We start from the raw sequence: 26533 nt of genomic DNA on the forward strand, positions 1-26533 counted from the left end.
TCACCGGGTCCGCCGCCGCGCCGCCTCGAACGTGCGCAGGTAGCGGCGGCGGAACTCCCCCGGGTCGGTCGGGCGCGACGGCTGGGCGGGCAGCGGGCCCGGCACCGGGCGAAGTCCCGGCTTGCCGTCCGGCTGCCCCGGCAGCACCGGCCGTTCGGCGGTGAACCACGCGGACCGCTCGGGCGGTGCCGATTCGGTCGAGGTCGCCTGCGCGGGCAGCTCCGGCGCGACGGGCTCCGACCAGACCCCCGGCCCCTCCGCCGCTCCGGCTGCGGGCTCCACCGCCCCGGCGTCCGCCGCGACCGGTTGCGGCACAACGACTTCAGGCTCCGCCACCACGTGCACGGCGGGTTCGGCGTCCTCGGGCTCCGGGACGTCGCCGGGCTCCGGCTCGGCGTCCTCGACCACCCGCACCAGGCGTTCCGGCACCACCGGGGCGGGCTCCTCCGGCACGTCCTCGATCACCGGGACCAGCGCCGGCACCAAGGTCAGCGCGGGCCGGGCGGGCTCGGCGGGCGGGGCCGAGACCGGCAGGCCCATCACCGGGTTGCGGTGGATCGGCCTGGTCGCGTAGTCCTCCGGCGGCCGGCGCAGGTCGAGCCGGGGTTCCGCCCGGACGGGCGCCGGCACCGCGACGGGCTCCGGCTCGGGCTCGCGTCTGAGCATGCACGCCGTCAGCACGCAGCCCGCCGCGAAGGAGAGCGCGCACAACCCGAAGACGAACGCGACCGCGCCTGACATAACGCTCCTACCCGACGAGCACGTCGACCTGCGGCCCGCCGTCGGACGGCGGACCCCAGACCGGGTCGACCACGACCCGCGTGCTGATGGCCTCTTCCGGCACCCCTCGCCCGACCAGGAACGCCCGCACGAGCTGCGCGCGTTCCATGGCCAGCACGTCGCACCGATGACTGGCGGTCTCGCCGTTCCACGCGTGCGCGACCAGCGTCACGACCACACCGGTCGCCACGCCGAGCAGGTTCCCCAAGCCCTGCTGCACCGCTTCGCCCCGCCCCGCGTACTGCGTGCCGCCCGGGGCGAACGTGATGCCCTTGACCCCGTTGCCGGAGAACAGGCTCGCGACGTTCTGCCGGGTCAGCTCCGGGCTCGGCGGCGGCGCGGGCGTCGCGGCCGGCGCGACCGTGGGCCGCACCGGGAGCGGCGGCCGGGTCGGGTGCGACACCACGTGGCCCGGCGCGGGCGCGGAGGAGAACGGCAGCGCGCCGGTGATCTCGTCGCCGTACAGCGAGAAGCCGAACGCGGTCAGCGCGGCGGGGACCAGGACCAGACCCGCGACCAGCGCGGCGAGCGCCGAGGGTCTGCGGCGCATCAGGCGCCCACCCGCTGACCGTCGACGACCTGCTCCCCGCCCGCCTGGTTCACCGACTGCTCCGGGATCAGGCCCGGCACCCGGTCGGCGGCGGCGGCCAGCACGTTGCGCGCCGCGGCGAGCTGGCCCGCCACGGTCCGGCGCAGCTCGCGCAGCTCGGCGGCGTTCTGGTGGATCTCGCCGATCCGGCGGTGGGCCTCGCGGCAGGCCATCTTCACCACGAACGCGGCGCGCACCGTGGCCAGCTCCTCCTGCTCGGCGAAGTGCTGGGCGGCCTCGTTGCGCCGGCGGGTCATGGTCAGCTCGAAGTAGTTGTGCGCCTTGGTGCGCCGCTCCTCGGACTCGGCTTCCAGGTGGTTGCACTGCTCGGCGGTCTCGCGCAGCAGGCGGTCCGCGTCCTCCTGCGCCTGCGCCATGGCCGCGGCGCAGTCGGCCTCGACCTGGCTGGTGCGGTTGGCCAGGTGGGTCTCGGTGTCGACGCGGCGGCGCTCCAGGTCGACCTCGCGCTGGTCGAGTTCGGCGGCGTGGCGGGCGGCGGCCTCGCGCAGCTCGCGGGCGTGCTCGTCGGCGGCGTGGCGCAGCGCGGCGATCTCCGCCTCCGCCTCCCGGCGCAGCTCCGACAGCTCGACCTCGGTGCGCTTGCGCAGCGAGGCCACGTCGCGCTCGGCGCGCAGCCGCAGCTCGGCGGACTCGTCCTCGGCCAGCAGCAGCATCCGGTGCAGGCGCTCGGTCGCGCCCGCCGTCGTGCCGGGCGACATCTCCAGCCGTTCGACGCGCGCCCGCGACTCCTCCAGGTCGCCCCGGGTCATCTCCAGCAGCTTGCGCAGGTCGGCCGCCTGGGCGAGCGCCTCGGCGCGGTCCACGCTGGTGTACCGGAGCTGTTCCTCCAGGTTCTCCAGGTGCTCGATCACCTGTCGTCGGTGGAAACCGCGGTAGACGACGTCGAAACCCGCGTGCAGCGGAACAATCTCCGGCTCTTTCGCACCCATGGCCGCCCCACTCGTTTGAAGATTGACCGAGGATACCGAGCGAAAGAGTGGTCAACCAGCACATGAGGGATCTTCCGGAGACCTGCGCGACCGTCGCCCGCGAGCCGTCACGCAGGGAAAACACCGGAATAAGAGATCAACACGGCACGACGCCAGGTCACCCGATGGTGTCATTTTCCGGGAAAGGCCGAACCCTCGAACAATCACGCTCACCGGGACGTCCGGTAATCGATAACGCGCCAGATCACACGAAACAGTGACACCCGATGGGTCGGGTCCTGGCTACCGACCAGTAACGAGCGACTACGCTGGCCGGGTGACCGTCGAGCCGCTGCCCCTCACCGGCGAGCGCACCGTGCCCGGGATCCCCGCGGAGAACTACTGGTTCCGCCGCCACGAGGCGGCCTACCTCGACCTCGTCCGGTACTGCGCCGGTGCCGTCGTGCTGGAGGCGGGCTGCGGCGAGGGCTACGGCGCGGCCCTGATCGCCCGGCACGCCGCCCGCGTCGTCGCGCTGGACTACGACGCCCACACCGCCGCGCACGCCGCCCGCGCGTACCCGGAACTGGCCGTGGTGCGCGGGAACCTGGCCGCGCTCCCGCTGGCCGACGCGAGCGTGGACGTGGTGGCCAACCTCCAGGTGATCGAACACCTCTGGGACCAAGAGGGCTTCCTCGCCGAGTGCGCGCGGGTGCTGCGCCCCGGCGGGCGGCTGCTCGTGACCACGCCCAACCGGATCACCTTCTCGCCCGGCCGCGACACGCCCCTGAACCCGTTCCACACCAGGGAACTCGCCGCCGGCGAGCTGGCCGACCTGCTGACCGGCGCGGGCCTGGCGGTCGACCTGCTGGCCGGGCTGCGGCACGGGCCGGCGCTGCGCGCGCTCGACGCCCGGTTCGGCGGCTCGGTGATCGACGCCCAGGTGGCCGTGGTGGTGGCCGGTGCCCCGTGGCCGGCCGACCTGCTGGCCGCCGTGGCGGGTGTGCGCGGCGAGGACTTCGAGATCACCACCGACGACCTGGACGCGAGCCTCGACCTGGTCGCGGTGGCGGTCCGGCGATGACCGAGGGCACGTTCTGCCTGGTGCTGCACAGCCACCTGCCGTGGCTGGCGCACCACGGGGCCTGGCCGGTCGGCGAGGAGTGGCTCTACCAGGCGTGGGCGCACTCCTACCTGCCCGTGGTGGACCTGCTGGAGCGGTTCGCCGCCGAGGGCCGCGAGGACGTGCTGACGCTGGGCGTGACGCCGGTGCTGGCCGCCCAGCTGGACGACCCGTACTGCCTGCGCGGCGTGCACGACTGGCTGGGCGACTGGCAGCTGCGCGCGCACAGCGCCGCGCCCCGGCTGCCGGACCTCGCGGCACGCGAGCACCGGGCGTCGCAGTGGGCGCTGGACCGGTTCGAAACCCGGTGGCGGCACGGCTTCTCGCCGGTGCTGCGGTCCCTCGTGGACAGCCGGGTGGTCGAGCTGCTCGGCGGCCCGGCGGCGCACCCGTTCCAGCCGCTGCTCGACCCGGCGCTGCGGGCGTTCTCGCTGCGCACCGGTCTGGCCGACACGCGGCTGCGGATCGGGTCCGCGCCCGAGGGCATCTGGGCACCCGAGTGCGCCTACGCGCCCGGCATGGAGGAGGGCTACGCGGCGGCGGGCGTGCGGCGGTTCCTGGTCGACGGGCCGTCGCTGCGCGGCGACACGGCCGCCGGGCGCCCGGTGGGGTCGTCGGACGTGCTGTGCTTCGGGCGGGACCTGGAGGTGTCCTACCGGGTGTGGTCGCCGAAGGTCGGCTACCCCGGCGACCCGGCGTACCGGGACTTCCACACCTACGACCACCCGAGCGGGCTCAAGCCGTCCCGGGTGACCGGCGTGCAGGTCGCGCCCGGGGACAAGCGGCCGTACTCGCCGCAGGACGCCGCCGCCGTCGTGCGGCGGGACGCGGCGGACTTCGTGGACGTCGTGGTGCGGCGGCTGCGGGCGCTGCGCGCGCGGCACGGCCGGCCGTCGCTGGTCGTCGCGGCCTACGACACCGAGCTGTACGGGCACTGGTGGCACGAGGGCCCGGCGTGGCTGGAGGCCGTGCTGCGGGCGCTGCCCGAGGCCGGCGTGCGGGTGACGACGCTGCGCGGCGCGGTGGAGGCCGGGCACGTCGGCGCGCCCGTGGAGATCCCGCCGTCGTCGTGGGGGGCGGGCAAGGACTGGCACGTGTGGAATGGCCCGCAGGTCGCCGACGTGGTCGACCTCAACGCGGGCGTGCAGCGCGAGCTGCGCGCGCTCGACCTCGCCGGCCGCACCCGCGACCCGCTCGCCGACCAGGCCGTGCGGGAGGCGCTGCTGGCGCTGTCCAGCGACTGGGCGTTCATGGTCACCAAGGACTCCGCCGCCGACTACGCCCGCTACCGCGCGAAGGTGCACGCGGACCGGTTCGCCGAACTCGCCGCCCTGCTGCGGCGCGGTCGTGCGGGCGTTCGCGGCAGCGCCAGGGTGGCCGAACTGCGGGCCCTGGACGGGCCGTTCGGCCACCTCGACGCGCGAGGGCTCGGCTGATGCGCCCGGCTCAGCCCCCGCCGGGCTGGCCGAGCCGCCCCTCCCACTGCTCGGTGATCCCGGCCGAGCCCGGGTTGTCGATCCGGGCCTGCGACACCGGGTCCGCCTTCGACCGACCCCTGCGGTCCGCCGGTCGCTCCAGTCCGGCGCGCTTGGCGCGCGCCCTCCGGTCCACGACGAACCCGGCGGCCAGCAGGACGGCGCAGAACAGCACCCCGTACGCCCACGGCTGCATGGCGGCTCCCCCCTCTGCTCATCCGAGGGTATCGAGGAAATGCGAGGATGCGACATGCGCGTGCTGATGTTGTCGTGGGAGTACCCGCCCGTCGTGGTGGGCGGGCTGGGTCGGCACGTGCACGCCCTGGCGACCCAACTCGCCGGGCAGGGGCACGAGGTCGTCGTGCTGTGCCGCCAGCCCGCCGGGTCGGACGCCGTCACGCACCCGACGTCGGACGCGGTGGTGGAGGGCGTCCGGGTGATCCGGGTCGCCGAGGACCCCGCGCACCTGGTGTTCGAGCGCGACCTGGTGGCGTGGACGCTGGCCATGGGCCACGCGATGACCCGCGCCGGCCTCGCGCTGCTGCGCGGGTGGCGACCGCAGGTCGTGCACGCGCACGACTGGCTGGTCACCCACCCGGCGATCGCCCTGGCCGAGGCCGCCGGCGCGCCGCTGGTGGCGACCGTGCACGCCACCGAGGCCGGCCGGCACAGCGGGTGGCTGTCCCAGACGCTCAACCAGCAGGTGCACTCGGTGGAGTGGTGGCTGGCGAACCGGGCGGACTCGCTGATCACCTGCTCGGCGGCGATGCGCACCGAGGTGGCCCACCTGTTCGAGGTCAACGCCGGCGGCATCACCGTGCTGCACAACGGGATCGAGCCCCGGCGGTGGCGGGTGCGGGCGGCCGGCGTGGCGGCCGCGCGCGCCGAGTTCGCCGCCGACGGCCCGCTGCTGCTGTTCTTCGGCCGGCTGGAGTGGGAGAAGGGCGTGCAGGACCTGATCGCGGCCCTGCCCCGGATCCGGCGGGCGCACCCGGGCACCCGGGTGCTGGTGGCGGGCGGCGGCACGCACCGGGACTGGCTGGTCGAGCAGGCGCGCAAGCACAAGGTCCGGCGGTCGGTGGAGTTCGTCGGGCACCTGCCGGACCGGACCCTCGCCGCCGTGCTGGCCGCCGCCGACGCCGTGGTGCTGCCCAGCCGGTACGAACCGTTCGGGATCGTCGCGCTGGAGGCGGCGGCGGCCGGGACGCCGCTGGTCGCGTCCACCGCCGGCGGGCTGGGCGAGGTCGTGCTGGACGGCGTGACCGGGCTGTCCTTCGCGCCGGGCGACGTGGACGGGCTGGCGCGGGCGGTGCGCTCGGTGCTGGACGACCGGCCCGCCGCCGTGCGCCGGGCGAAGGCCGCGAAAGCCCGGCTGGGCACCGATTTCGACTGGGCGCGGATCGCCTCGGACACCGTCGGGGTGTACCGGGCGGCGGCGGCCCGCGAGCACGGGCCGCTCGGCCGTCCGAAGATCGCCACCGGCAACGCGTTCCTCTAGACGAGTACGCGTAACTCGGTCGGTGGTCGTAGGCGGTCGGGGATCGGGTGACGGGTTGGCCGGTGGCGCGGTTGTGCCGGAGGGCGGCGGTGAGGGCCGGAAGTCGTTGGGCGATGCGGACTCCGACCCCGTCGACGGTGCGTCCGCCGTGCCGTTCCAGGTCCAGTTGGCCCTTCAAGGTGTCGTTCACCGACGTGACCCTTGTCCGCGATGATCAACGCCCACCCGGCCGACTCCGAACGCCTGACCGTCGGGAGGGACCTGCCGCACCCCACCGGCGTGGAGTCCACGATCCACGAACGGATCTCCGGACACCACCCCGACTTACGCGCATTGCTCGTCCAGCCGCCCCCGGGCCGGGTCTCAAGGGGTCAGCACGATCTTGCCGGTCGTCCGGCCGGCCGCGCCGAGTTCCTGCGCCTTGGCGGCGTCGGCCAGCGGGAACGTCTCGGCCACCACCGGCCGCAGCCTGCCCTGCGCCACGAAACCGGCGACCCGGTCCAGCGCCGTGTGGTCGGCGGCGACCAGCACCGACGTGGCCCGGATGCCGAGCGGTTCGGCCTCGGCCCGGACGGTGTCCACGTCGTTCGGCACGGCGACCGCCACGTACACCCCGCCGCGCTTGAGCACCCGCAGCGACCGGCTCGCGTAGTCGCCGCCGACCAGGTCGACCACGACGTCCACCGGGTCGATGGCGGTGAAGTCCTCGGTGCGGTAGTCGACCAGCTCGTCCGCGCCGAGGTCGCGCAGCACGGCGTGCTTGGCGGCGCTCGCGGTGCCGACCACGTGCGCGCCGAGGATCTTGGCCAGCTGCACGGTCAGGTGGCCGACCCCGCCCGCGGCGGCGTGCACCAGGACCCGCTGACCGGGCTGGAGCTGGACCGCTTCGGTGAGCGCCTGCCAGCCGGTGAGCACGGCCAGCGGCAGGGCCGCCGCCTCGACGTGGTCGAGCGCGGCGGGCTTGCGGGCGAAGTGCCGGGCCGGTGCCGCGACGTACTCCGCGTAGCCGCCGCCGACCTCGGGGAAGCAGGGCATCCCGAAGACCTCGTCGCCCGCCCGGAACCGGTTCTCGCCGGGACCGGGGTCGACCACGACCCCGGAGACGTCCCAGCCGGGGACCAGCGGCGGGCGGAACCAGTAGCCGTTCTCCCGGACCTTCCAGTCGACCGGGTTGACGCCGGCCGCGACCACCCGGACCAGCATCCGGCCCGGACCGGCGGTGGGCCGTTCGGTCTCGACCAGCTCCAGCACCTCGGGGCCGCCGAGGGCGGTCTGGCGGATCGCCCGCATCGTGTTCGTCATGCGGAAAGGATCATCGCGAGCGGTACCCGTTGTGAAGAAGGCACCTCGATGGTATCTAGGTACCTCATGCATACCGTTCCCGACCTGCGCGCCCTCGGCGGGGCCGACGCGTTCCTGCGGAACTGCGCGTCCCGGGCCGTGCTCGACCTGCTGACGAACAAGTGGGTGTGCCTGGTCGTGGGCGCCCTGCGGCCGGGCACGATGCGGTTCGGCGAGCTGCGCAGGCGGCTGGACGGCGTGACGCAGAAGATGCTCACCCAGACGTTGCGGGACCTGGAGCGCTCGGGCCTCGTGCACCGGGCCGTCTACCCGAGCGTGCCACCCCGGGTGGAGTACAGCCTCACGCCGCTGGGCCAGGACGTGGCGGGGCTGATGGACGCCATCCGCACGTGGTCCGAGGACCACATCGACGACATCCGGACCGCCCAGGTGGCCTACGACGTCAAGGCCGGGCAGGAACTGCGGCCGGTCTGACCCCGGTCGGCCCCGCCGCCACGCGGGCCCGCCCACGGTCGGGCGTCGAAGCCCTCCTCCCGAACCGCCGTCCGGACCCCGCGGCAGAACCCGCCGAACGCGTCAGTCGGCGCGCTCGGACTTCTCCAGCGCCTCACGGGCCTTGCGCGCCATGTCCGCCACGGCGGCCCGCCGCACGGCGTCGGCCTCGTAGTCCTCACGCCGGTCCTTCACCACGCGCGCCGGGATGCCCACCGCGATCTTGTAGTCCGGCACGTCTCCGCGCACCACGGCGTGCGCGCCCAGCACGCACCCGCGCCCGACGCGCGTGCCCCGGGTGACGGTGACCTTCGTGCCGAGCCAGCAGTCCGGGCCGATCCGGACCGGCGACTTCACGATGCCCTGGTCCTTGATCGGCCGCTCGACGTCCGCCGTCACGTGGTCGAAGTCGCAGATGTACACCCAGTCCGCGACCAGCGTGGCCGCACCGATCTCGACGTCGAGGTAGCAGTTGACCGTGTTGTCCTTGCCGAACACGGCCTTGTCGCCGATCCGCAGCGAACCCTCGTGGCAGCGGATGGCGTTGCCGTCGCCGATGTGCACCCAGCGCCCGATCTCCAGCCGGCCGTAGCCGGGGCGGCAGTGCAGCTCCACCTTCTTGCCCAGGAACACCATGCCGCGCAGCACGACGTGCGGGTTCGCCAACCGGAACCGGAGCAGCCGCCAGTACCGGACCAGGTACCACGGCGTGTACGCGCGGTGCCGGAACACCCACCTGAGGGACGCCAGGGTGAGGAACCTGGCCTGCGCCGGATCACGCCGCGCACTGCCCCACCTGGTCCACACGGGCGCACCCCACATGCTCGTCACGCGGGCACTCTAACCAGCCTCCGCCCGCCGCTCGCGACGAACCCGTGCCGCAGGTAGAGGGCTCGCGCGTGCTCGTTCCCGGGCTCCACCTCCAGCCACACCGCGCGCCCGCCGGCCCACGCCACGACCCCGTCCACCAGCGCGTCGCCGACGCCCCGGCCGCGCGCGGCGGGCGCCACCCAGAGCGAGAACAGCCCGACCTCGGCACCGCCGGCGCCGCTGACCATCCCGACGTCCACCCCGTCCAGCACGGCCACCAGGTCGTGCGTGTCGGCCAACCGCCGCCGCCACCTCGACTCCGGCTCGTCGACCCACTGCGCGTAGGTCGACGTGAACGCGGCGGGCGCGTCGAGCAGCGCCGCCAACCTCAGCGCCCGCCACCGCGCCCACTCGTCCTCACCCACCACTTCGAGCACCTCCCGATCATCGCGCACGCTCCCGGCGCGCGGACCCGACGGGCTACGGCAGGATGGGAGCACGTGACGACCCCCCTCATCATCGACACCGACCCCGGCGTGGACGACGCGTTCGCGCTCGCCCTCGCCGCGGCGAGCCCCGAGGTCGACCTGATCGGTGTGACCACGGTGTTCGGCAACGTGTCGCCGGAACTCACCACCCGCAACGCGCTGCGCGTGCTGGCCCTGCTCGGCCGGGAGGACGTGCCCGTCGCGGCGGGCGCCGCCCGCCCGCTGGTGCACCGCCAGCCGCACGTCTCCAAGGCGCACGGCGCGGACGGCCTGTCCGGCTTCGCCGACACGCTGCCCGAACCCACCCGGGGCCCCGACCGGCGCGACGCGGTCACCCTGCTCAAGGACCTCCTGGAGGCCGCCGACGAGCCGGTGACGATCGTGCCCATCGGGCCGTTGACCAACATCGCGCTGCTGCTGGCCGCGCACCCCGGGCTGCGCGACAAGATCGCGCGCCTGGTCGTGATGGGCGGTGGTGTCCGGGGCGGGAACGTCACGGCCGCCGCCGAGTTCAACCTGTGGTGCGACCCGGAGGCGGGCCGCCGGGTGCTGGTGGGCGCGGAGGTGCCGGTCACGCTGGTGCCGATGGACCTCACCCGGCGGTGCGCGGTGAGCGCGGCGTGGCTGGCCGAACTCGCCGCCGCCTCGCCGGTCGGCGCGAAGCTGGTCGGCCTGACGCCGGACTACCTGGCCACCTACCGCAGGTTCCTCGGCTGGGACGGGATGGCGCTGCACGACGCCGTCGCGGTCGCCGAGGCGGTGCGGCCGGGCATCCTGGAGACCCGGCGGTTCCCGGTCGACGTGGAGTGCGCGTTCGGGCCCGGCCGGGGCGCGCTGCTGGTGGACGAACGGCTGGAGTCCGCCGACCGCGACGGGATCGACGTCGCCGTGGACGCCGACCTCGACGGCCTGCGCGGGTTCGTCCTGGACCGGCTACGTGCGCTCGGCGCGGGCCAGTAGGTAGGTCGGGGTGCGGCCGATCCGGGTCAGCACGACCGTCGCCTCCGCCCCGCCGGCGGGTTTGAGCCTGCGGCGCAACGCGTTCGGGTCGACGTCCAGGCCGCGCACCAGGATCTCCAGCCGGCCGACGTCGTGCGCGCGCAGCACGCCGCGCAGCGACTTCTCGCTGTAGTGGCCGTGCTCCACGACCCGGAACGCGCGCACGCCCGGCGGCGGGGTGGGCCCGGTCAGGTAGGCGATGCGCTCGTCGAGCTGGGCGAGGCCGTGCCGGGCGGCGTAGTGCCGGACCAGACCGGCCCGCACCACCGCGCCGTCCGGGTCGACCAGCCACTCGCCGGGCGGCGTGACCGGGCAGTCGTCGGGCTCGGCGTCGGTGATCGTCCACCGCGTGCCGCCGGTCGCCAGCACGGTGGCCCGGCGGGTCACGCCGGGCGTGGCCAGGCCCCTGGTCCACAGGCACGCCTCGCGCACCTGGCCGTCCAGCGAGACCAGTTCCACCTCGTCGGCCCACGGCGCGACCGCGAAGTCGACGCCGGGCGCGCACTTCACGGCCAGGTCCCGGCCCGCGTAGGCCAGGGCGAGTTCGTCCAGCGGGGGCGCGAAGTCGGCGGGCCGCCAGGTTCGGCGGCCGGCCGAGTCCCGGCGGGCCGGGTCGGCGATCACCGGGACGTCGCGCGACACCGGCCGCAGCGCGTCCGCCCGCAGCAGCGGCACCGCCTCGCCCAGGTTGTGCCGGGCCATGGCCAGCCGCACCGGGTCCAGGTCCGAGCCGATCGAACCGGGTGGCAGCGCGGCCAGGTCCGCGCCGACCGAGCACGTCACGTCGTGCACGACCCGGCCGGCGAAGCGCAGCGCCCGGTGCGCGGCGACCGCGCGCGGGGTCGCCTGCTGGAGCGCGTCGTCGGTGTACAGCCCGTCCGCGAAGTCCACCTTGGACGGAGCTTTCCGGCGCAGCAGCAGGGTTTCCAGCACGGCCGCGAAGTTCTCCGGCGCGACCCGGCGGGCCCGCGCCACGTCGGCCAGCCGCGACGCCGGGGTGAGCGGGAGGTCGGCCAACGCCGACAACGCGGCGCACCCCGCGTCGGAACGCAGGTACGCCACGTCGTCGAGGCTGAACGCGTAACCCACTCAGGCGACCGGCTTGCGGCCCGTCACGGAGACGTTGTAGAACACCTCGCGCGGCAGCACCTTCGCGAGCACGTTCTCGTCCACCCAGGACAGCCGCTGCCAGGTCCGGTAGGCGAACATCGCCCAGCCGAACCCGAGCTTCTCCCTCGGCACGGCCGCCTCGAACGTCCGCACCGGCCAGCCGAACAGGGCCGCCGACAGCTCCTCGGTGACCGCCCGGACGTCGGTCGCGCCCGCGCCGCGCGCGGTGCGCTCCAGGTCGCCCGGGTCGAACGTGTGCAGGTCGACCACGGCCTCCAGCGCGGCGGCGCGGGAGGACTCGTCCAGCTCCGCCTGCGGGCGCCGCCAGTCGGCCAGCGGCGCGAGCCTGGTCACGTTGGTGGTCAGCCACCACGTCAACTGGCCGAGCTTGCGGGCGTAGAAGTTGCCCACGTCGGTCGGGTCGCCCGCGAACACGAACCGCCCGCCCGGCTTGAGCACCCGCTGCACCTCGCGCATCGCCGCCGCCACGTCCGGGATGTGGTGCAGCACGGCGTGCCCGATGACCAGGTCGAACGTGTTGTCCTCGTACGGGATCCGCTCCGCGTCGGCGACCCGGCCGTCCACCGGCAGGCCCAGGTTCTGCGCGTTGCGCAGCGCCACCTCGACCATGCCCGGCGACAGGTCGGTGACCGAGCCCCGCTCGATCACGCCGCCCTGCATCAGGTTCAGCAGGAAGAAACCGGTGCCGCAGCCCAGTTCCAGGGCGTGCCCGTACGGGCCGACCCCGCCGGACACCGCGCGGAACCGGTCCGTGGCGTAGGTGATGCAGCGCTCGTCGTACGAGATCGACCACTTCTCGTCGTACGTGCCGGCTTCCCAGTCGTGGTAGAGCACGTTCGCGAGCTTCGGGTCCGCGTAGGCCGCCCGCACCTGCTCGGCGGTGGCGTGCGGGTTCGGCTCGGGGTCCACCGGGGTCTTCGGGTCAGCGACCACTGAACTTCGCCTTTCCGGGGCCGTGCTCGATGAACGAGGCCATGCCCGCCTTCTGGTCCTCGGTGGCGAACATGGCCGCGAACAGCTGGCTCTCCAGCTTCAGGCCGTTGCCCAGGTCGGTGTCCAGACCGCCGTCGATCGCGGCCTTGGCCGCCGCGTAGGCGCGCACCGGGCCGTTCACGAACTGACCGGCCCACCGCTTGGCCGCCGCGAACACGTCGTCGGGCGCGACGACCTCGTCCACCATGCCGATCCGCAGCGCCTCCTCCGCGCCGACGAACCGCCCGGTGAAGATCAGGTCCTTCGCCTTCGACGGCCCGATCAGCCGGGGCAGCCGCTGCGTGCCGCCCATGCCCGGGATGACGCCCAGCAGGATCTCCGGCTGGCCGACCTTGGCGTTGTCGCCCGCGATCCGCCGGTCCGCGCACAGCGCGAGTTCGAACCCGCCGCCCAGCGCGTAGCCGGTGATCGCGGCGACGGTCGGCTTCGGGATCTCCTCGACCGCGCGCAGCGCGGACTGGAACGACCCGGCGCGCGCCGCCATCTCGGCGTAGGACAGCTCGGCCATCTCCTTGATGTCCGCGCCCGCCGCGAACACCTTGGGGCCGCCGTGCACGATCACCGAGTACACGTCCTCGCGCTGCGCCGCCTCCAGCGCCGCCGCCCGGATCTCCTCCTGGACCTGCCGGTTCAGCGCGTTCATCGGCGGGCGGTCCAGCCGGATGACACCGATGCCGTCCTCGACTTCGAGCTTCACGAACTCACCCACAGGTCCTCCTCGACCTCCGTCGGTACGCGCCTGGCAGGTTACCCCTGGGTAGCTTTGCGGCGCGCGAAGTACCGGTCGCCCGCACGTTGCAGCTCCAGCGGCTGGTCGAACGTCTTGGAGAGGTTCTCCTCGGTGAGCACGTCGTCCAGCAGGCCCTGCGCGACGATCGCGCCCTCGCGCAGCAGCAGCGCGTGCGTGAAGCCCGGCGGGATCTCCTCCACGTGGTGGGTGACCAGCACGGTCGCCGGCGCGTCCGGGTCCAGCGCCAGCTCCGAGAGCCGGGCCACCAGGTCCTCGCGCCCACCCAGGTCCAGACCGGCGGCCGGCTCGTCGAGCAGCAGCATCTCCGGGTCGGTCATCAGCGCGCGGGAGATCAGCGTGCGCTTGCGCTCGCCCTCGGACAGCGTGCCGTACGCGCGGTCGGCCAGGTGCCCGATGCCGAGCTGGCCGAGCAGCTCGCGCGCCCGGCCGGTGTCGAGCCGGTCGTACTCCTCGCGCCACCGGCCCAGCACCGCGTAGCCGGCGCTGACCACCAGGTCGAGCACCTTCTCCTCGGCCGGGATGCGCGCGCCGATCGCCGCCGAGCACAACCCGATCCGGGGGCGCAGTTCGAACACGTCGGTCTTGCCGACGCGCTCCCCCAAAAGGTGCAGCTTCCCCTTGGTCGGGTGCAGCTCGGCTGCGGCAAGCCGCAGCAACGTCGTCTTGCCCGCGCCGTTGGGTCCGAGCACCACCCAGCGCTCGTCCAGCTCCACGTTCCAGTCGACGTCCCCGACCAGCGTGGTCTTGCCCCGTCGAACCGAAACACCCTGCATGTGGATGACCAGATCTTCGTTTTCCACGCCTGCCCTCGCCCCGTCGATGCCTCGCCGCGCCCATTCTCGTGCAACGCCCGACGCGCGGGGGCGGCAGGGCCGTCGTCCCCAACGCGGGGCCGGATCCTGGGAAGATCGGGGCCATGGCCCTCGACTCGTCCCCGCTCGCAGGTCGGCCGTTCCCGCTGGGTGCCCACCCCGAGGCCGGTGGTGTGCGCTTCGCGGTGTCCGCGCCGCCCGCCACGGCGGTCGAGGTGTGCCTGATCAGCGACGACGGATCGGAGAGGCGCGTCGAGCTGACCGAGCGCACGTTCGGCGTGTGGCACGGCACGGTGGTCGGCATCACGCCCGGCCAGCGCTACGGCTACCGGGTGCACGGCCCGTACGACCCGTCGCGCGGGCTGCGCTGCAACCCGGCCAAGCTCCTGCTCGACCCGTACGCGCGGCAGATCACCGGCGCGGTCACCGCCCAGGACGCCGCCCTCGGCTACCTCGACGACCCGATGCTGGGCCCGCCGTCGCCGGTCGACTCGCTGGGCGCGGTGCCGCTGTCCGTGGTGTCCTCGCCGGGCGGCCCGGACACCGGGGTCAAGCCCGAGGTGCCGTTCGAGGAGGCGGTGGTCTACGAGCTGCACGTGCGCGGGTTCACCCGGCGGCACCCGGACGTGCCCGAGCACCTGCGCGGGACCTACCTGGGGCTGGCCCACCCGGCGGTGGTCGAGCACCTGGTCCGGCTGGGCGTCACGTCGGTCGAGCTGCTGCCGGTGCAGGCGTTCCAGGACGAGCCCGCGCTGGTCCGCAACGGCCGGCACAACTACTGGGGCTACTCGCCGCTGAGCTACTTCGCGCCGCACCCCGGCTACGCGAGCGAGCCCGGCCGGGAGGTCGAGGAGTTCCGGACCATGGTGGCCGCGCTGCACGCCGCCGGCATCGAGGTGCTGCTCGACGTGGTCTACAACCACACCTGCGAGGGCGGTCCGGACGGCCCGACGCTGTCCTTCCGGGGCTTCGACGCGCCCGGCTACTACCTGCACATCGAGGGCGGCGGCACGCTCGACATCACCGGCTGCGGCAACACCCTGGAGGCCGGCTCGCCGCAGGTCGTGCGGCTGGTCACGGACTCGCTGCGGTACTGGGCGACCGAGCTGGGCGTGGACGGGTTCCGGTTCGACCTGGCCTCCACCCTGGGCCGGCCCGGCGGCGGCCGGTTCGACCGGGCCTCGGCGATGCTCACCGCGATCACCTCGGACCCGCTGCTGTCCCGGTGCAAGCTGATCGCCGAGCCGTGGGACGCCACCGGCGACGGCTACCGGGTGGGCGACTTCGGCGTGCAGTGGGCCGAGTGGAACGGGCGCTACCGGGACACCGTGCGGGACTTCTGGCGCGGCCAGACCGGCGTGCGCGACCTCGCCTACCGGCTCTCCGGCTCCTCCGACCTCTACGCCGACGACCTGCGCCGGCCGTGGCAGTCGATCAACTTCGTCACCGCGCACGACGGGTTCACGCTGCGGGACCTGGTGTCCTACAACGACAAGCACAACGAGGCCAACGGCGAGGACAACCGGGACGGCACCAACGACAACCGGTCGTGGAACTGCGGGGTCGAGGGCGCGACCGACGAGCCCGAGGTGCTCGCGCTGCGCTCCCGCCAGGCCCGCAACCTGCTGGCCACCCTGCTGCTGTCCACCGGCACGCCGATGCTGACCGCGGGCGACGAGCTGTGGCGCACCCAGCGCGGCAACAACAACGCCTACTGCCTGGACGACGAGACGTCGTGGGTCGACTGGGCGGCCACCGACGAGAGCGGGTCCATGCTGGCCTTCGCCCGCCGGGTGATCGGCCTGCGGGCGACCAGCCCCGCGCTGCGCCAGCCCGAGTTCTTCGACGGCCGCACCACGCCGTCCGGCGCGCCGGACCTGGTGTGGTTCCGGGTGGACGGCGAGGAGATGGCCGAGACCGACTGGTTCGACGAGGGCCGCCGCTTCCTCGGCATGTGGATCGACGGGTCGACCTCGCTCTCGCGCACCCGCGAGGGCGAACTGGTCTCCGACGACTCGTGGCTGCTGCTCCTGCACGCGGGCCCGGACGCGATCTCGGTCACGTTGCCGGGCGTGGAGTACGGTGAGCGGTTCGAGCCGGTGCTCGACTCGACCACCGGGGACGGCTCGCCGGCGCGGCCCGGCCGGCTGGAGCCCGGTGCCCGGCTGGACCTGGGCCCGCGCTCGCTGTTGTTGCTGCGCGTGCCCGAGCCGGGCCGGGGCACCGGCTGAACAACCTCGGTGCCCGAGGCAATCCTGGCTGGTGAGAGCCCCTGCGCGGACCCGGCCCGGCATGGCACTATTCGTGCGTGGCCCGTCAGTTGCTCACGTGGTGTGACCGCACGATCGACCTCCTCCTGGTGGCGTCGTGCGGGTGTAGCCGGACGCGACGTGGCGGCTCGGCTTGACCCCGGTGGACCATCCGCTGCGGTGAGCCGGTAGAGGCCCCCGTCGCGTCTTGATCGCTACCCCGTACGTCTCGTAGCCATCAGGAGCGATTTTGACTTCCGTCATCCCGCGCGCCGACGTGCACGCCGCGCTCGACGTCCCGCTGTTCCGGGACCTGCTGCACCCGTCGCGCGACCTGTGGACGCCCCGCGAACTCCGCGAACTGACCTCTTACGTGGCCAGTGAGCTGACCACGCCGCTGCTGTCCATCCTGTCCTTCGACAGCGAGCAGCGGTGGTGGGCCCGGCTCGGGCTCACCGAAGGCGTCGAACTGTGGCTGCTGTCCTGGCTGCCCGGCCAGGGCACCGAGCCGCACGACCACGGCGGCGCGGCCGGCTCGTTCACCGTGCTCACCGGGGAGCTTTCCGAGGACTACCGCTACCCGGGCGGGCCGGTCCGCTCGACCGTGCGCGGCGTCGGGTCGTCGATCGGCTTCGGGGCCGGGCGGGCGCACCAGGTGACCAACAAGGGCGTGGTGGGCGCGTCCAGCGTGCACGCCTACTCGCCGCCGCTGGTGCCGACCCGGGAGTACCCGAGCTTGGCCGACATCCCGACCGAGATCGCGCCGCTGCCCGCGCAGCGGCTGCCGCTGGACCAGTTGCGGGTGCTCGCAGATCAGGAGGGGCCGTGAGCGCGGAGACACTGCTGGAAGAGGCGCGGGCCGGGTTGCGCCGGGTCGAGCCCCGGGACCTGGCCGGGCTGTCCGACGTGCTGCTGGTCGACATCCGGCCGCACCACAACCGGCTGGCCGAGGGCGAGATCCCCGGTTCGGTGCCGGTCGAGCGGATCGTGCTGGAGTGGCGGCTGGACCCCGGCGGCGAGTACCGGATCCCGGGGTTCGGCGCGGAGACGACCGTGGTCGTGCTCTGCAACGAGGGCTACGCCTCCAGCCTGGCCGCGCGCGACCTGCAGCGGGTCGGGCTGCCCAACGCCACGGACCTGGTGGGCGGGTTCCGGGCGTACGCCGAGGCGGGCCTGCCGATCCGCGAGGGCGCGACCCCCGCCGTCGTCTGACCCGCCGCCGCCGCGCACCTCACGGGGCGTCACGTCGGCAGGTTCCCCGGACCGGGAGCAGGGCCCGGTCCGGGGAACCTGCCGACGTGACGCCTCCCGCGCGCGGGTTCGGCCGCACCGGGCACCCCGGCCGGGGAACCGCGCGCCGGCCGGTAGCGTCATGAGGTTTGTGCTGATGGTGCTGACGGCGCTGGTCGTCATCGGACTGGTCGTGCGGGAACCGGGGTCCTGGGCGGAGAGCTTGGCCGGCGCGACCTGCGGCCTGCTCGTCGCCATGGCGTTGTTGCAGGTCGGACTGCTGCTCGGGGCGCTGCTGTGGCGGGTCCGGGTGTCGCTGGTGGTCATCGGCGTCGGTGGCGAGGTGCGCACCTGGAACACGCCGAGGCTGCGCGTGGTGCTGCGGACCGTGCCGGTGGTGATGTCGGTCGGGCTCACGTCCGTGCGCACGCCGGTCCGCCGGCGGCTGTGGCTGACCTCGCTGGTGTCGGTGCTGCTGACCGGGCTCGTGGTCGCCCTGTGCTGGGTGTTCCCGCCGGTCACCGCGTTCGCCTTCGGGTTCGCGGTGGCCGCGTCCGCCGTGCTCGCGCACGGGCTGGTGCCCAGGCGCGGGGCCGGGACGACGTCGCCGGGGTGGTTCCTGTTCCGGCTGCCGTTCCTGACCGGGCGGGTGGTCGCCGAGATGGAGGCGACGCCGATGGTCAACGAGGTGTCCGACGCGCTGTCGGCGGGCGAGCTGGACCGGGCCGAGACGATCGCCCGGCGGCTGCTCGACGCGCACCCGACGCTGCTGGTCGCGATCGGTTCGCAGGTCGCCGTGCTGACCATGCGGACCCGCTACGCCGAGGCGCTGCACCTGGTCAGCGAGCTGGTCGGGCGCACCGACCTGGACCAGCGGGACATGGCGTTCGTGATGGCCGAGATGGCCAGTTCCACGGCCAACGCGATGGAGGCCGGGCAGCTCCCGGTCGAGGTCGGCATGGGCGCGGCGCGGCGGGCGTCCGAGGGCGCCGTGCAGCTGGGCTACCCCAAGTACCGGTGCACCGCGACGCTCGCCCAGCTCGCGCTGCTGGAGCGCGACACCGACCTGGCCATCGAACTGGCCGGGCAGGCGAAGCGGACCAGCGAGAGCGCGCTGGGCCGGGCGGACGCGCTGGCGACCATCGCCCGCGCGCAGATGGCGGCCGGCGACAACGCGGCGGCCCGGCGCACGCTCACCGAGGCGAACGAACTCGCGGGCTGGATGCCCCGGGTGGCCGAGACCAGCGCCCGGCTCGACGTCCGCTGACCGCCCGCGGACGGACCGGGAGCGTCGAGCCCCCGGTCCCCGCGTCCCGCCCGCCCGGCCGGCACGAGCCGCGGATTCCCCCGGCTGATCGTTGCGCAGCCGTGGTTTCCGCCGAACCCACCGGGCCGGGCCGACGTTACCCACCGACCCGGAATTCCGGCGAAAGCGTCGCACGGCCGGGTGGTCACGCAACGGCACCGCGCACCCGCGACGGAGGTGAGCTGCCCCGACGCCGGCTCTCCGCCCCGCTGCGGAGAGCGCACCGTGACGGGCGGCCGGACCCCGGACCCCGGACCGGCCCAACCACCGGGCCACCGCCGCCGAGGCCGTGACGGCCGGTGATCGTCCGGGCCCGGACGACCCGCGCCGGCCGGCCCGCCAGAGCGCGGTCACGCGGAGTTCACCGGTTGCGCTGACGACCGACCCCGAGCCCCGCTCACCACCCGTGATCTCCGCTGGGCCGACCGGGTGGCTACCCGGCCAGCACCACCCGACCGAGTTCAGCCGGGGACGCGAGCAGGTCGTGCCGGGGCAGCACCCGGACCGTGTAGCCGACCGCCCCGGCGTGCGGGAGCGGCACCTCCAGGTCGTAGTTGCCGTTGCCCGCGTACCGCATGGCGTGGGTGACCACGTCGTACAGCTCGTCCGAGTCGCCGACCTTGCCCAGCACGACCTGGACGTCCACTTCGGACGGCTCCAGCCCGGCCAGCTCGATCCGCGCCCGCACCCCGACCGGCGAGCCCAGCAGCGGCACGGCCGAGCCGTTGAGGGTCATCTCCGACTCCAGCACGCGCACCCGCGTCCACGACGCGCGCAGCCGCTGCCGGTACGCCGCCAGCTCCTTCGCGCCCCGGAAGCCCTCGCCGACCACGGACCCCGCCGAGGACGCGGCCGGCGCGTAGAGGTTCTCCACGTACTCGCGCACCATCCGCGACGCCTGCACGGCCGGGCCGAGCGACGCCAGGGTGTGCCGCACCATGGCCAGCCAGCGGGTCGGCACGCCGGTGTCGGCGCGGTCGTAGAACAGCGGCGCGACCTGGTTGCCGAGCAGGTCGTAGAGGGCGGCGGCCTCCAGGTCGTCGCGCCGGGTCGGGTCGGTGACGCCGTCCGCGGTCGGGATCGCCCAGCCGTTGCTGCCGTCGTACAGCTCGTCCCACCAACCGTCCCGGATGGACAGGTTGAGGCCGCCGTTGAGCGCGGACTTCATGCCGGACGTGCCGCACGCCTCCAGCGGGCGCATCGGGTTGTTCAGCCACACGTCGCAGCCCCAGTACAGGTAGCGGGCCATCGACATGTCGTAGTCGGGCAGGAACACGATCCGGTGCCGCACGCCGGCGTCGTCGGCGAACCGCACGATCTGCTGGATCAGCGCCTTGCCGCCGTCGTCGGCCGGGTGCGACTTGCCCGCCACGACCAGCTGCACCGGGCGCTGCGGGTGCAGCAGCAGGGTGCGCAGCCGCTCCGGGTCGCGCAGCATCAGGGTCAGCCGCTTGTAGGTGGGCACCCGGCGGGCGAACCCGACGGTGAGGATGTCCGGGTCGAACACCGAGTCCGTCCAGCCCAGTTCGAGGGCGGACGCGCCGCGCTGGAGCCAGGACTGCCGGGTCCGCCGGCGCACCTCCTGCACCAGCTTGCCGCGCAGGTCGTTGCGCAGCTCCCAGAGCCGCTGGTCGGTGACCGGCTCGAAGCCGCGCAGGCCGACGCCCGCGTCGTCGGACTCGCCGAGCAGCCGGCTCATCTCGGTGGCCGCCCAGGTGGGGCCGTGCACGCCGTTGGTCACCGAGCCGATCGGCACCTCGGTCACGTCGAAGCCCGGCCACATGCCGCTGAACATGTCCCGGCTGACCTTGCCGTGCAGCTTGGACACGCCGTTGGCGCGCTGCGCGAGCCGCAGGCCCATGTGGGCCATGTTGAACAGGCCGGGGTTCTCCTCCGCGCCCAGCGCCAGCACGCGCTGCGTGCTCACGCCGGGCAGCAGCGCCTCGGAGCCGAAGTAGTGCTGCACCAGGTCCACCGGGAAGCGGTCGATGCCTGCCGGGACGGGCGTGTGCGTGGTGAACACGGTGCCCGCGCGCACGGCGGCCAGCGCCTGGTCGAAGTCCAGGCCCTGGCCGGTCACCAGCTCGCGGATGCGCTCCAGGCCGAGGAAGCCCGCGTGGCCCTCGTTGGTGTGGAACACCTCGGGCTCGGGGTGGCCGGTCAGCTCGCAGAACGTCCGCACCGCCCGCACTCCGCCGACGCCCGCGAGGATCTCCTGCCGGATCCGGTGGTCCTGGTCGCCGCCGTAGAGCCGGTCGGTGACGCCGCGCAGGTCCTCGTCGTTCTCCTCGACGTCGGAATCCAGCAGGAGCAGCGGGATGCGGCCCACCTGGGCCTTCCAGATCTTGGCCCGCAGCACCCGGTCGCCGGGCATCGCCACGTGCACCAGGATCGGCGCGCCGGAGGGCTCGGTGAGCAGTTCCAGCGGCAGGCCGCGCGGGTCCAGCACCGGGTAGTGCTCGATCTGCCAGCCGTCCAGGGACAGCGCCTGGCGGAAGTAGCCCGACCGGTAGAGCAGGCCGACCGCGATCAGCGGCACGCCCAGGTCGGAGGCCGCCTTGAGGTGGTCGCCCGCGAGCACGCCCAGGCCGCCGGAGTAGTTGGGCAACGCCTCGGTGACGCCGAACTCCATGGAGAAGTAGGCGATCGCGGTGGGCAGCGGGCTCAGGTCGTAGTTGCCGTGCTCACGCCGCTGCTGCACCTCGTCCTGGCGGCGCTGGAACCAGCGCGGGCCGGTGGTGTAGCGGGTCAGGTCGTCGGCGAGCGCCCGCGTGTGGGCGAGGAACTGCTCGTCGCGGGCCAGCGCGTCCAGCCGCTCCGGGTCGACCGTGGACAGCAGGCGCAGCGGGTCGCCGCCGTCGGCCCAGCGCGCGGCGTCGATCGAGGCGAACAGGTCCTGTGTCGGCTGGTGCCACGTCCAGCGGAGGTTCGTGGCGAGCGTGCCCAGTGCGGACAGCGGCTCGGGCAGGCTGGCTCGGACGGTGAACCGGCGGAGTGCTCGCATGGCGTCGGACCTTATCCCCCATCCAGCGGTGCCGAGCAACGGTCACCCGGGCCGGTGCGCACGTCGATCCGGGCCCACCAGCGCCGATGCTCCCCGCGTGTTCTTTCGTACACCACCGCCCGAGGTCGCCGCGCCGCATTGGTGCGGCCTCACCCGTTGCGCTGATCGACGCACCACCCGGCCGCCCATCGGGGCAGCGGACCGTGCGGGAACCAGTCGAACGCGCGGGCGCGCGCGAGCCCGCGCGGTCCGGGGTCACCCGTCCGTTGGAGTGGTCCGGGGCGTCCGCGATGCGCCACCCGACCCGATCGGGCGATCTCCGCCCGCCTGGGACGCCCGCCGGGTTCACCACCGGGAGGGATCGCGCGGCGCGAAGGACGCCGGCCACGGACAATTGACCCGTAGTTTTCTTCAGTGACACCGAAGTCGGCGACGAACCCACCAAGATCCTCCCCGGAAGCACACTCCGGGTGACGCCACCACTCAAGACCACCGAACGGGTGACACCCGCTCCGGGGATTGAGACGGGCGTCTCCCATGACGAGACCGAGGTCACCGCCAAGTGTGCGATCCACCTCGAAGGGGTACGAACACCGGGTACGTAGTCCCCGGTGACGACCTGCGCGATCGATACGGGCAAACTTGACCGTGCATGCGTCACACCAGGTGAGAGGGGCGCTGCCGATGAGCGGACGACTCGGTATCGACGACGTCTCCCCGACCGTGAGCTGTGGCCGGTACCCGGCCAAGGCCGTGGTCGGCGAGCACGTCCCGGTGGGAGCGACGGTGTGGCGCGAAGGCCACGACGCCGTCGCCGCCACCGTGACGTGGCGGGGACCGGGCGACCGGGTCGCGAGACAGGCGCGGATGGTCCCGGAGGGCGTCGGGCTGGACCGCTGGGCCGCCACGATCGTCCCGGACGCCGAGGGCGCCTGGACGTTCCGGGTGGACGCCTGGTCGGACCCCTGGGCCACCTGGCTGCACGCGGTCGAGGTCAAGATCGCCGCCGGGCAGGGCCCCGAGGACCTGGACAACGACCTGGAGTCCGGCGCGCGGCTGATCGACCGGGTCTCCCGCCGGCCCGACCGCCGCCGCGACAAGCCGCTGCTGGCCAACGCCGCCGCCGCGCTGCGCGACGGCGAGCGCCCGCTGGCCGAGCGGGTCGCGCCGGCGCTGGCCCAGGACGTGCGGCAGGTCATGCACGACCACCCGGTCCGCGAGCTGGTCACCAAGGGCCGGCCGCAGAAGGTCTGGGTGGACCGCACCCGCGCCGCGTTCGGCTCCTGGTACGAGTTCTTCCCGCGCTCGACGGGCGGGCTGGACGAGGCCGGCGTCCCGGTGCACGGCACGTTCGCCACCGCGGCCAGGGACCTCGACCGGATCGCCGCGATGGGCTTCGACGTCGCCTACCTGCCGCCGATCCACCCGATCGGCCGGGTGAACCGCAAGGGCCCCAACAACACCCTGGTCGCCACCGAGGACGACCCGGGCTCGACCTGGGCGATCGGCGCGGACGAGGGCGGGCACGACGCGGTCCACCCCGAGCTGGGCACGATCGCGGACTTCGACGCGTTCGTCGCGCGGGCCGCCGAGCTGGGCCTGGAGGTCGCCCTCGACCTGGCCCTCCAGTGCGCGCCGGACCACCCGTGGGTGCTCAAGCACCCGGAGTGGTTCACCACCCGGCCGGACGGCTCGATCGCCTACGCCGAGAACCCGCCGAAGAAGTACCAGGACATCTACCCGGTCAACTTCGACAACGACCCGCAGGGCATCTACAACGAGGTGCTGCGCGTGGTCCGGCACTGGGTCGACCACGGGGTGCGCATCTTCCGGGTGGACAACCCGCACACCAAGCCGCCGGACTTCTGGGCGTGGCTGATCTGGGCGGTCAAGGACGAGCACCCGGACGTGCTGTTCCTGTCCGAGGCGTTCACCCGCCCGGCCCGGCTCTACGGGCTGGCCAAGCTCGGCTTCACGCAGAGCTACACCTACTTCACCTGGCGCACGACCAAGGAGGAGCTGACCGAGTTCGGCGCCGAACTGGTCGCGCACTGGGACGAGGCCCGGCCGAACCTGTTCGTCAACACGCCGGACATCCTGCACGAGTCGTTGCAGCACGGCGGTCCGGGCGTGTTCGCGCTGCGCGCCGCGCTGGCCGCGACGCTGAGCCCGAGCTGGGGCGTGTACGCCGGGTACGAGCTGTTCGAGCACCAGGCGGTGCGCGAGGGCAGCGAGGAGTACCTGAACTCCGAGAAGTACCAGTTGCGCCCGCGCGACTTCCAGCAGGCGGTGGCCGAAGGCCGGTCGCTGGAACCGTGGCTGCGCAAGCTCAACACGATCCGCCGCGCGCACCCGGCGTTGCGGCAGATGCGCACCCTCCGCTTCCACCACGTCGAGAACCCCGCGCTGATCGCCTACTCCAAACAGGACCCGGGCAGCGGCGACACCGTGATCGTGGTGGTGAACCTGGATCCGCACAGTGCCCAGGACGGCACCGTCTGGCTCGACCTCCCCTCGCTCGGCTTCGACTGGCACGAACGCCTGATCGCGCACGACGAGGTGACCGGGGAAACCTGGGACTGGGGCCAGGCCAACTACGTCCGCCTGGAGCCGTGGCGTGCATCGGCGCACGTCGTCAGCGTGCAGCGCAGGTTCGGCAGCTAACCCGCGGACCAAACCCCGACACGAGTCCCCGCGCGCCGCAGCGCGAGGGACCGTCGACCGTACCCCCGACGAGGTGGGACGAGGTGGAGCAGATGGCAGAAGACCCCCGACCCGACGCCGCACTGACCGGACTGGACGGCGTGCCGCACACCGGTGAGGCCATCGGCGCGGACGGCCTGCTGGTCGAACCGCAGGCCGAGGACTTCCGGGCGGCGAAACTCGCGCCGCGCGAACCCGACTGGTTCAAGGGCGCGGTGTTCTACGAGGTGCTGGTGCGCGCCTTCACCGACTCCAACGGTGACGGCACCGGAGACCTGCGCGGCCTGGCGTCGCGGCTGGACTACCTGGAGTGGCTCGGCGTCGACTGCCTGTGGCTGCCGCCGTTCTACGCCTCGCCGCTGCGCGACGGCGGGTACGACATCTCCGACTTCCGCGCCGTGCTGCCCGAGTTCGGGTCCGTGGAGGACTTCGTCTACCTGCTCGACGAGGCGCACCGGCGCGGCATCCGGGTGATCACCGACCTGGTGCTCAACCACACCAGCGACGCGCACCCGTGGTTCCAGCAGTCGCGGGCCGAGCCGGACGGGCCCTACGGCGACTACTACGTGTGGGGCGACGACGACCAGCGCTACCCGGACGCCCGGATCATCTTCGTGGACACCGAGTCCTCCAACTGGACCTACGACCCGGTGCGCGGCCAGTTCTACTGGCACCGGTTCTTCGCCCACCAGCCGGACCTGAACTTCGAGAACCCGGACGTGCAGGAGGCGATGCTGGACACCCTGCGGTTCTGGCTCGACCTGGGCATCGACGGGTTCCGGCTGGACGCGGTGCCGTACCTGTTCGAGCAGGAGGGCACGAACTGCGAGAACCTGCCGCGCACGCACGACTTCCTCAAGCGCTGCCGCAAGGTGGTCGACGACGAGTACCCCGGCCGGGTGCTGCTCGCGGAGGCCAACCAGTGGCCGTCGGACGTGGTGGAGTACTTCGGCAACCCCGAAGTCGGCGGCGACGAGTGCCACATGGCCTTCCACTTCCCGCTGATGCCCCGGATCTTCATGGCGGTCCGGCGCGAGTCGCGGTTCCCGATCTCGGAGATCCTGGCGCAGACGCCGCAGATCCCGGACGGCTGCCAGTGGGGCATCTTCCTGCGCAACCACGACGAGCTGACCCTGGAGATGGTCAGCGACGAAGAGCGCGACTACATGTACGCCGAGTACGCCAAGGATCCCCGGATGAAGGCCAACATCGGGATCAGACGGCGGCTCGCGCCCCTGCTGGAGAACGACCGCAACCAGCAGGAGCTGTTCACGGCCATGCTTTTGTCACTGCCGGGCTCGCCCGTCCTCTACTACGGTGACGAGATCGGCATGGGCGACAACATCTGGCTCGGAGACCGGGACGCCGTCCGCACGCCGATGCAGTGGACCCCGGACCGCAACGCGGGGTTCTCCTCCTGCGACCCCGGACGCATCTACCTGCCGGTGATCATGGACCCGGTCTACGGCTACCAGGGCCTGAACGTGGAGGCACAGCTGAACAACCAGTCATCCCTGCTGAACTGGACCCGTCGGATGATCGAGGTGCGCAAGCAGCACCACGCGTTCGCGGAAGGCGACTTCACCGACCTCGGCGGCTCGAACCCCAGCGTGCTGGCCTACCGGCGGCGGTGGCGGCGGCCGGACGGCCACGAGGACATCGTGCTGTGCGTGAACAACCTGTCGCGGTTCCCGCAGCCCGTCGAGCTGGACCTGTCCGAGCACCGCGGCGCGCGGCCGGTGGAGCTGACCGGCGGGGTGCGCTTCCCGACCGTGGGCGACTTGTCGTACCTGTTGACGCTGCCCGGTCACGGCTTCTACTGGTTCCAACTGGTCGAAGCGGGCGACGAGGGCGAGACGAGGTGAACCC

At 73.4% G+C, this 26533-nt stretch carries 23 protein-coding genes and 1 pseudogene; 11 read left to right on the forward strand and 13 right to left on the reverse strand.

Annotated elements, in window-relative coordinates; all coding sequences use genetic code 11:
• The 3 genes from AC0HI0_RS27880 to AC0HI0_RS27890 are packed head-to-tail and all read right to left on the reverse strand — an operon-like array spanning position 1 to position 2319.
• Entirely contained in the window at positions 1-741 is a 741-nt protein-coding gene (locus tag AC0HI0_RS27880; protein WP_480926461.1) for a hypothetical protein, read from the reverse strand.
• A gap of 7 nt (positions 742-748) precedes the next feature.
• Complete coding sequence (locus tag AC0HI0_RS27885) at positions 749-1330, reverse strand: hypothetical protein (protein ID WP_480926462.1); 582 nt, start codon at positions 1328-1330, stop codon at positions 749-751.
• Positions 1330-2319 (reverse strand): hypothetical protein, encoded by a 990-nt coding sequence (locus AC0HI0_RS27890; protein WP_480926463.1) that lies wholly within the window; start codon positions 2317-2319, stop codon positions 1330-1332. The genes AC0HI0_RS27885 and AC0HI0_RS27890 overlap by 1 nt, the downstream gene beginning before the upstream one ends.
• Positions 2320-2635: 316 nt before the next feature.
• Here AC0HI0_RS27890 and AC0HI0_RS27895 point away from each other — a divergent pair, with 316 nt between their 5' ends.
• Both AC0HI0_RS27895 and AC0HI0_RS27900 read left to right on the forward strand, forming a co-directional pair.
• Entirely contained in the window at positions 2636-3382 is a 747-nt protein-coding gene (locus AC0HI0_RS27895; RefSeq protein ID WP_480926464.1) for a class I SAM-dependent methyltransferase, read from the forward strand.
• Positions 3379-4857: a 1,4-alpha-glucan branching protein domain-containing protein gene (locus tag AC0HI0_RS27900; RefSeq protein WP_480926465.1), complete on the forward strand. Its 1479-nt coding sequence runs from the start codon at positions 3379-3381 to the stop codon at positions 4855-4857. Before AC0HI0_RS27895 ends, AC0HI0_RS27900 begins: the two co-directional genes overlap by 4 nt.
• 10 nt (positions 4858-4867) lie before the next feature.
• On the opposite strand, the gene AC0HI0_RS27905 is transcribed toward AC0HI0_RS27900, so the two are convergent.
• Complete coding sequence (locus AC0HI0_RS27905; RefSeq protein ID WP_480926466.1) at positions 4868-5092, reverse strand: hypothetical protein; 225 nt, start codon at positions 5090-5092, stop codon at positions 4868-4870.
• 54 nt (positions 5093-5146) lie between these two features.
• On the opposite strand from AC0HI0_RS27905, the gene AC0HI0_RS27910 reads away from it, so the two are divergent.
• On the forward strand, positions 5147-6394 hold the full coding sequence (locus AC0HI0_RS27910; RefSeq protein WP_480926467.1) for a glycosyltransferase family 4 protein: 1248 nt from the start codon (positions 5147-5149) through the stop codon (positions 6392-6394).
• A gap of 22 nt (positions 6395-6416) precedes the next feature.
• On the opposite strand, the pseudogene AC0HI0_RS27915 reads toward AC0HI0_RS27910, so the two are convergent.
• Both AC0HI0_RS27915 and AC0HI0_RS27920 read right to left on the reverse strand, forming a co-directional pair.
• Positions 6417-6593, reverse strand: a pseudogene (locus tag AC0HI0_RS27915) (IS982 family transposase); the annotation flags it as partial.
• A gap of 164 nt (positions 6594-6757) precedes the next feature.
• Positions 6758-7696, reverse strand: a complete 939-nt coding sequence (locus tag AC0HI0_RS27920; RefSeq protein WP_480926468.1) for an NADP-dependent oxidoreductase — start codon at positions 7694-7696, stop codon at positions 6758-6760.
• 66 nt (positions 7697-7762) lie between these two features.
• Between AC0HI0_RS27920 and AC0HI0_RS27925 the strand changes: the two genes are divergently transcribed.
• Complete coding sequence (locus tag AC0HI0_RS27925) at positions 7763-8170, forward strand: winged helix-turn-helix transcriptional regulator (RefSeq protein WP_480926469.1); 408 nt, start codon at positions 7763-7765, stop codon at positions 8168-8170.
• Positions 8171-8272: 102 nt separating this feature from the next.
• Here the strand turns inward: AC0HI0_RS27925 and AC0HI0_RS27930 are convergent, their stop codons facing one another.
• Positions 8273-9019 carry an acyltransferase gene (locus AC0HI0_RS27930; RefSeq protein WP_480926470.1) on the reverse strand — a complete coding sequence of 249 codons (747 nt, stop codon included), beginning with the start codon at positions 9017-9019 and terminating at the stop codon, positions 8273-8275.
• Positions 9016-9435, reverse strand: coding sequence for a GNAT family N-acetyltransferase (locus AC0HI0_RS27935; protein WP_480926471.1), 420 nt, complete (start codon positions 9433-9435; stop codon positions 9016-9018). The genes AC0HI0_RS27930 and AC0HI0_RS27935 overlap by 4 nt, the downstream gene beginning before the upstream one ends.
• Positions 9436-9498: 63 nt before the next feature.
• On the opposite strand from AC0HI0_RS27935, the gene AC0HI0_RS27940 reads away from it, so the two are divergent.
• A complete protein-coding gene (locus AC0HI0_RS27940) occupies positions 9499-10446 on the forward strand; it encodes a nucleoside hydrolase (RefSeq protein WP_480926472.1) in 948 nt (315 codons plus the stop codon).
• On the opposite strand, the gene AC0HI0_RS27945 is transcribed toward AC0HI0_RS27940, so the two are convergent.
• From AC0HI0_RS27945 to AC0HI0_RS27960, 4 genes are read right to left on the reverse strand one after another with little or no spacing between them, the layout of a single operon-like run.
• On the reverse strand, positions 10420-11574 hold the full coding sequence (locus tag AC0HI0_RS27945; RefSeq protein ID WP_480926473.1) for a THUMP-like domain-containing protein: 1155 nt from the start codon (positions 11572-11574) through the stop codon (positions 10420-10422). The genes AC0HI0_RS27940 and AC0HI0_RS27945 overlap by 27 nt on opposite strands.
• Positions 11575-12549: a class I SAM-dependent methyltransferase gene (locus AC0HI0_RS27950; RefSeq protein ID WP_480926474.1), complete on the reverse strand. Its 975-nt coding sequence runs from the start codon at positions 12547-12549 to the stop codon at positions 11575-11577.
• Entirely contained in the window at positions 12539-13318 is a 780-nt protein-coding gene (locus AC0HI0_RS27955) for an enoyl-CoA hydratase/isomerase family protein (protein WP_480926475.1), read from the reverse strand. Before AC0HI0_RS27955 ends, AC0HI0_RS27950 begins: the two co-directional genes overlap by 11 nt.
• 38 nt (positions 13319-13356) lie before the next feature.
• Entirely contained in the window at positions 13357-14133 is a 777-nt protein-coding gene (locus AC0HI0_RS27960) for an ABC transporter ATP-binding protein (RefSeq protein WP_480934408.1), read from the reverse strand.
• A gap of 143 nt (positions 14134-14276) precedes the next feature.
• Here AC0HI0_RS27960 and glgX point away from each other — a divergent pair, with 143 nt between their 5' ends.
• The 4 genes from glgX (at position 14277) to AC0HI0_RS27980 (ending at position 18918) form a co-directional block, all read left to right on the forward strand.
• Positions 14277-16403 (forward strand): glycogen debranching protein GlgX, encoded by a 2127-nt coding sequence (gene glgX / locus AC0HI0_RS27965; RefSeq protein ID WP_480926476.1) that lies wholly within the window; start codon positions 14277-14279, stop codon positions 16401-16403.
• Positions 16404-16668: 265 nt separating this feature from the next.
• The gene (locus AC0HI0_RS27970) at positions 16669-17250 is read left to right on the forward strand and encodes a cysteine dioxygenase (protein WP_480934409.1); all 582 of its coding nucleotides are present in this window, start codon (positions 16669-16671) and stop codon (positions 17248-17250) included.
• On the forward strand, positions 17247-17633 hold the full coding sequence (locus AC0HI0_RS27975) for a rhodanese-like domain-containing protein (RefSeq protein ID WP_480926477.1): 387 nt from the start codon (positions 17247-17249) through the stop codon (positions 17631-17633). The genes AC0HI0_RS27970 and AC0HI0_RS27975 overlap by 4 nt, the downstream gene beginning before the upstream one ends.
• 160 nt (positions 17634-17793) lie before the next feature.
• Entirely contained in the window at positions 17794-18918 is a 1125-nt protein-coding gene (locus AC0HI0_RS27980) for a tetratricopeptide repeat protein (protein ID WP_480926478.1), read from the forward strand.
• A 472-nt stretch (positions 18919-19390) separates the two neighbouring features.
• On the opposite strand, the gene glgP is transcribed toward AC0HI0_RS27980, so the two are convergent.
• Positions 19391-21961, reverse strand: coding sequence for an alpha-glucan family phosphorylase (gene glgP, locus AC0HI0_RS27985; RefSeq protein WP_480926479.1), 2571 nt, complete (start codon positions 21959-21961; stop codon positions 19391-19393).
• A 684-nt stretch (positions 21962-22645) separates the two neighbouring features.
• On the opposite strand from glgP, the gene AC0HI0_RS27990 reads away from it, so the two are divergent.
• Together AC0HI0_RS27990 and treS are read left to right on the forward strand one after the other, a co-directional pair.
• Positions 22646-24625 (forward strand): alpha-1,4-glucan--maltose-1-phosphate maltosyltransferase, encoded by a 1980-nt coding sequence (locus AC0HI0_RS27990; RefSeq protein ID WP_480926480.1) that lies wholly within the window; start codon positions 22646-22648, stop codon positions 24623-24625.
• A 92-nt stretch (positions 24626-24717) separates the two neighbouring features.
• Positions 24718-26529, forward strand: coding sequence for a maltose alpha-D-glucosyltransferase (treS, locus tag AC0HI0_RS27995; RefSeq protein WP_480926481.1), 1812 nt, complete (start codon positions 24718-24720; stop codon positions 26527-26529).
• Positions 26530-26533 lie beyond the last annotated feature (4 nt).

This window comes from Saccharothrix sp. NBAS 001, from assembly GCF_056640475.1.

Excerpts from the sequence above, each read along its gene's own strand:
- AC0HI0_RS27880 (WP_480926461.1), bottom strand. The coding sequence starts at position 741 with ATGTCAGGCGCGGTCGCGTTCGTCTTCGGGTTGTGCGCGCTCTCCTTC.
- AC0HI0_RS27885 (WP_480926462.1), bottom strand. The coding sequence starts at position 1,330 with ATGCGCCGCAGACCCTCGGCGCTCGCCGCGCTGGTCGCGGGTCTGGTC.
- AC0HI0_RS27890 (WP_480926463.1), bottom strand. The coding sequence starts at position 2,319 with ATGGGTGCGAAAGAGCCGGAGATTGTTCCGCTGCACGCGGGTTTCGAC.
- AC0HI0_RS27900 (WP_480926465.1), top strand. The coding sequence starts at position 3,379 with ATGACCGAGGGCACGTTCTGCCTGGTGCTGCACAGCCACCTGCCGTGG.
- AC0HI0_RS27905 (WP_480926466.1), bottom strand. The coding sequence starts at position 5,092 with ATGCAGCCGTGGGCGTACGGGGTGCTGTTCTGCGCCGTCCTGCTGGCC.
- AC0HI0_RS27910 (WP_480926467.1), top strand. The coding sequence starts at position 5,147 with ATGCGCGTGCTGATGTTGTCGTGGGAGTACCCGCCCGTCGTGGTGGGC.
- AC0HI0_RS27920 (WP_480926468.1), bottom strand. The coding sequence starts at position 7,696 with ATGACGAACACGATGCGGGCGATCCGCCAGACCGCCCTCGGCGGCCCC.
- AC0HI0_RS27925 (WP_480926469.1), top strand. The coding sequence starts at position 7,763 with ATGCATACCGTTCCCGACCTGCGCGCCCTCGGCGGGGCCGACGCGTTC.
- AC0HI0_RS27960 (WP_480934408.1), bottom strand. The coding sequence starts at position 14,133 with ATGCAGGGTGTTTCGGTTCGACGGGGCAAGACCACGCTGGTCGGGGAC.
- glgX (WP_480926476.1), top strand. The coding sequence starts at position 14,277 with ATGGCCCTCGACTCGTCCCCGCTCGCAGGTCGGCCGTTCCCGCTGGGT.
- AC0HI0_RS27980 (WP_480926478.1), top strand. The coding sequence starts at position 17,794 with ATGAGGTTTGTGCTGATGGTGCTGACGGCGCTGGTCGTCATCGGACTG.
- glgP (WP_480926479.1), bottom strand. The coding sequence starts at position 21,961 with ATGCGAGCACTCCGCCGGTTCACCGTCCGAGCCAGCCTGCCCGAGCCG.
- AC0HI0_RS27990 (WP_480926480.1), top strand. The coding sequence starts at position 22,646 with ATGAGCGGACGACTCGGTATCGACGACGTCTCCCCGACCGTGAGCTGT.
- treS (WP_480926481.1), top strand. The coding sequence starts at position 24,718 with ATGGCAGAAGACCCCCGACCCGACGCCGCACTGACCGGACTGGACGGC.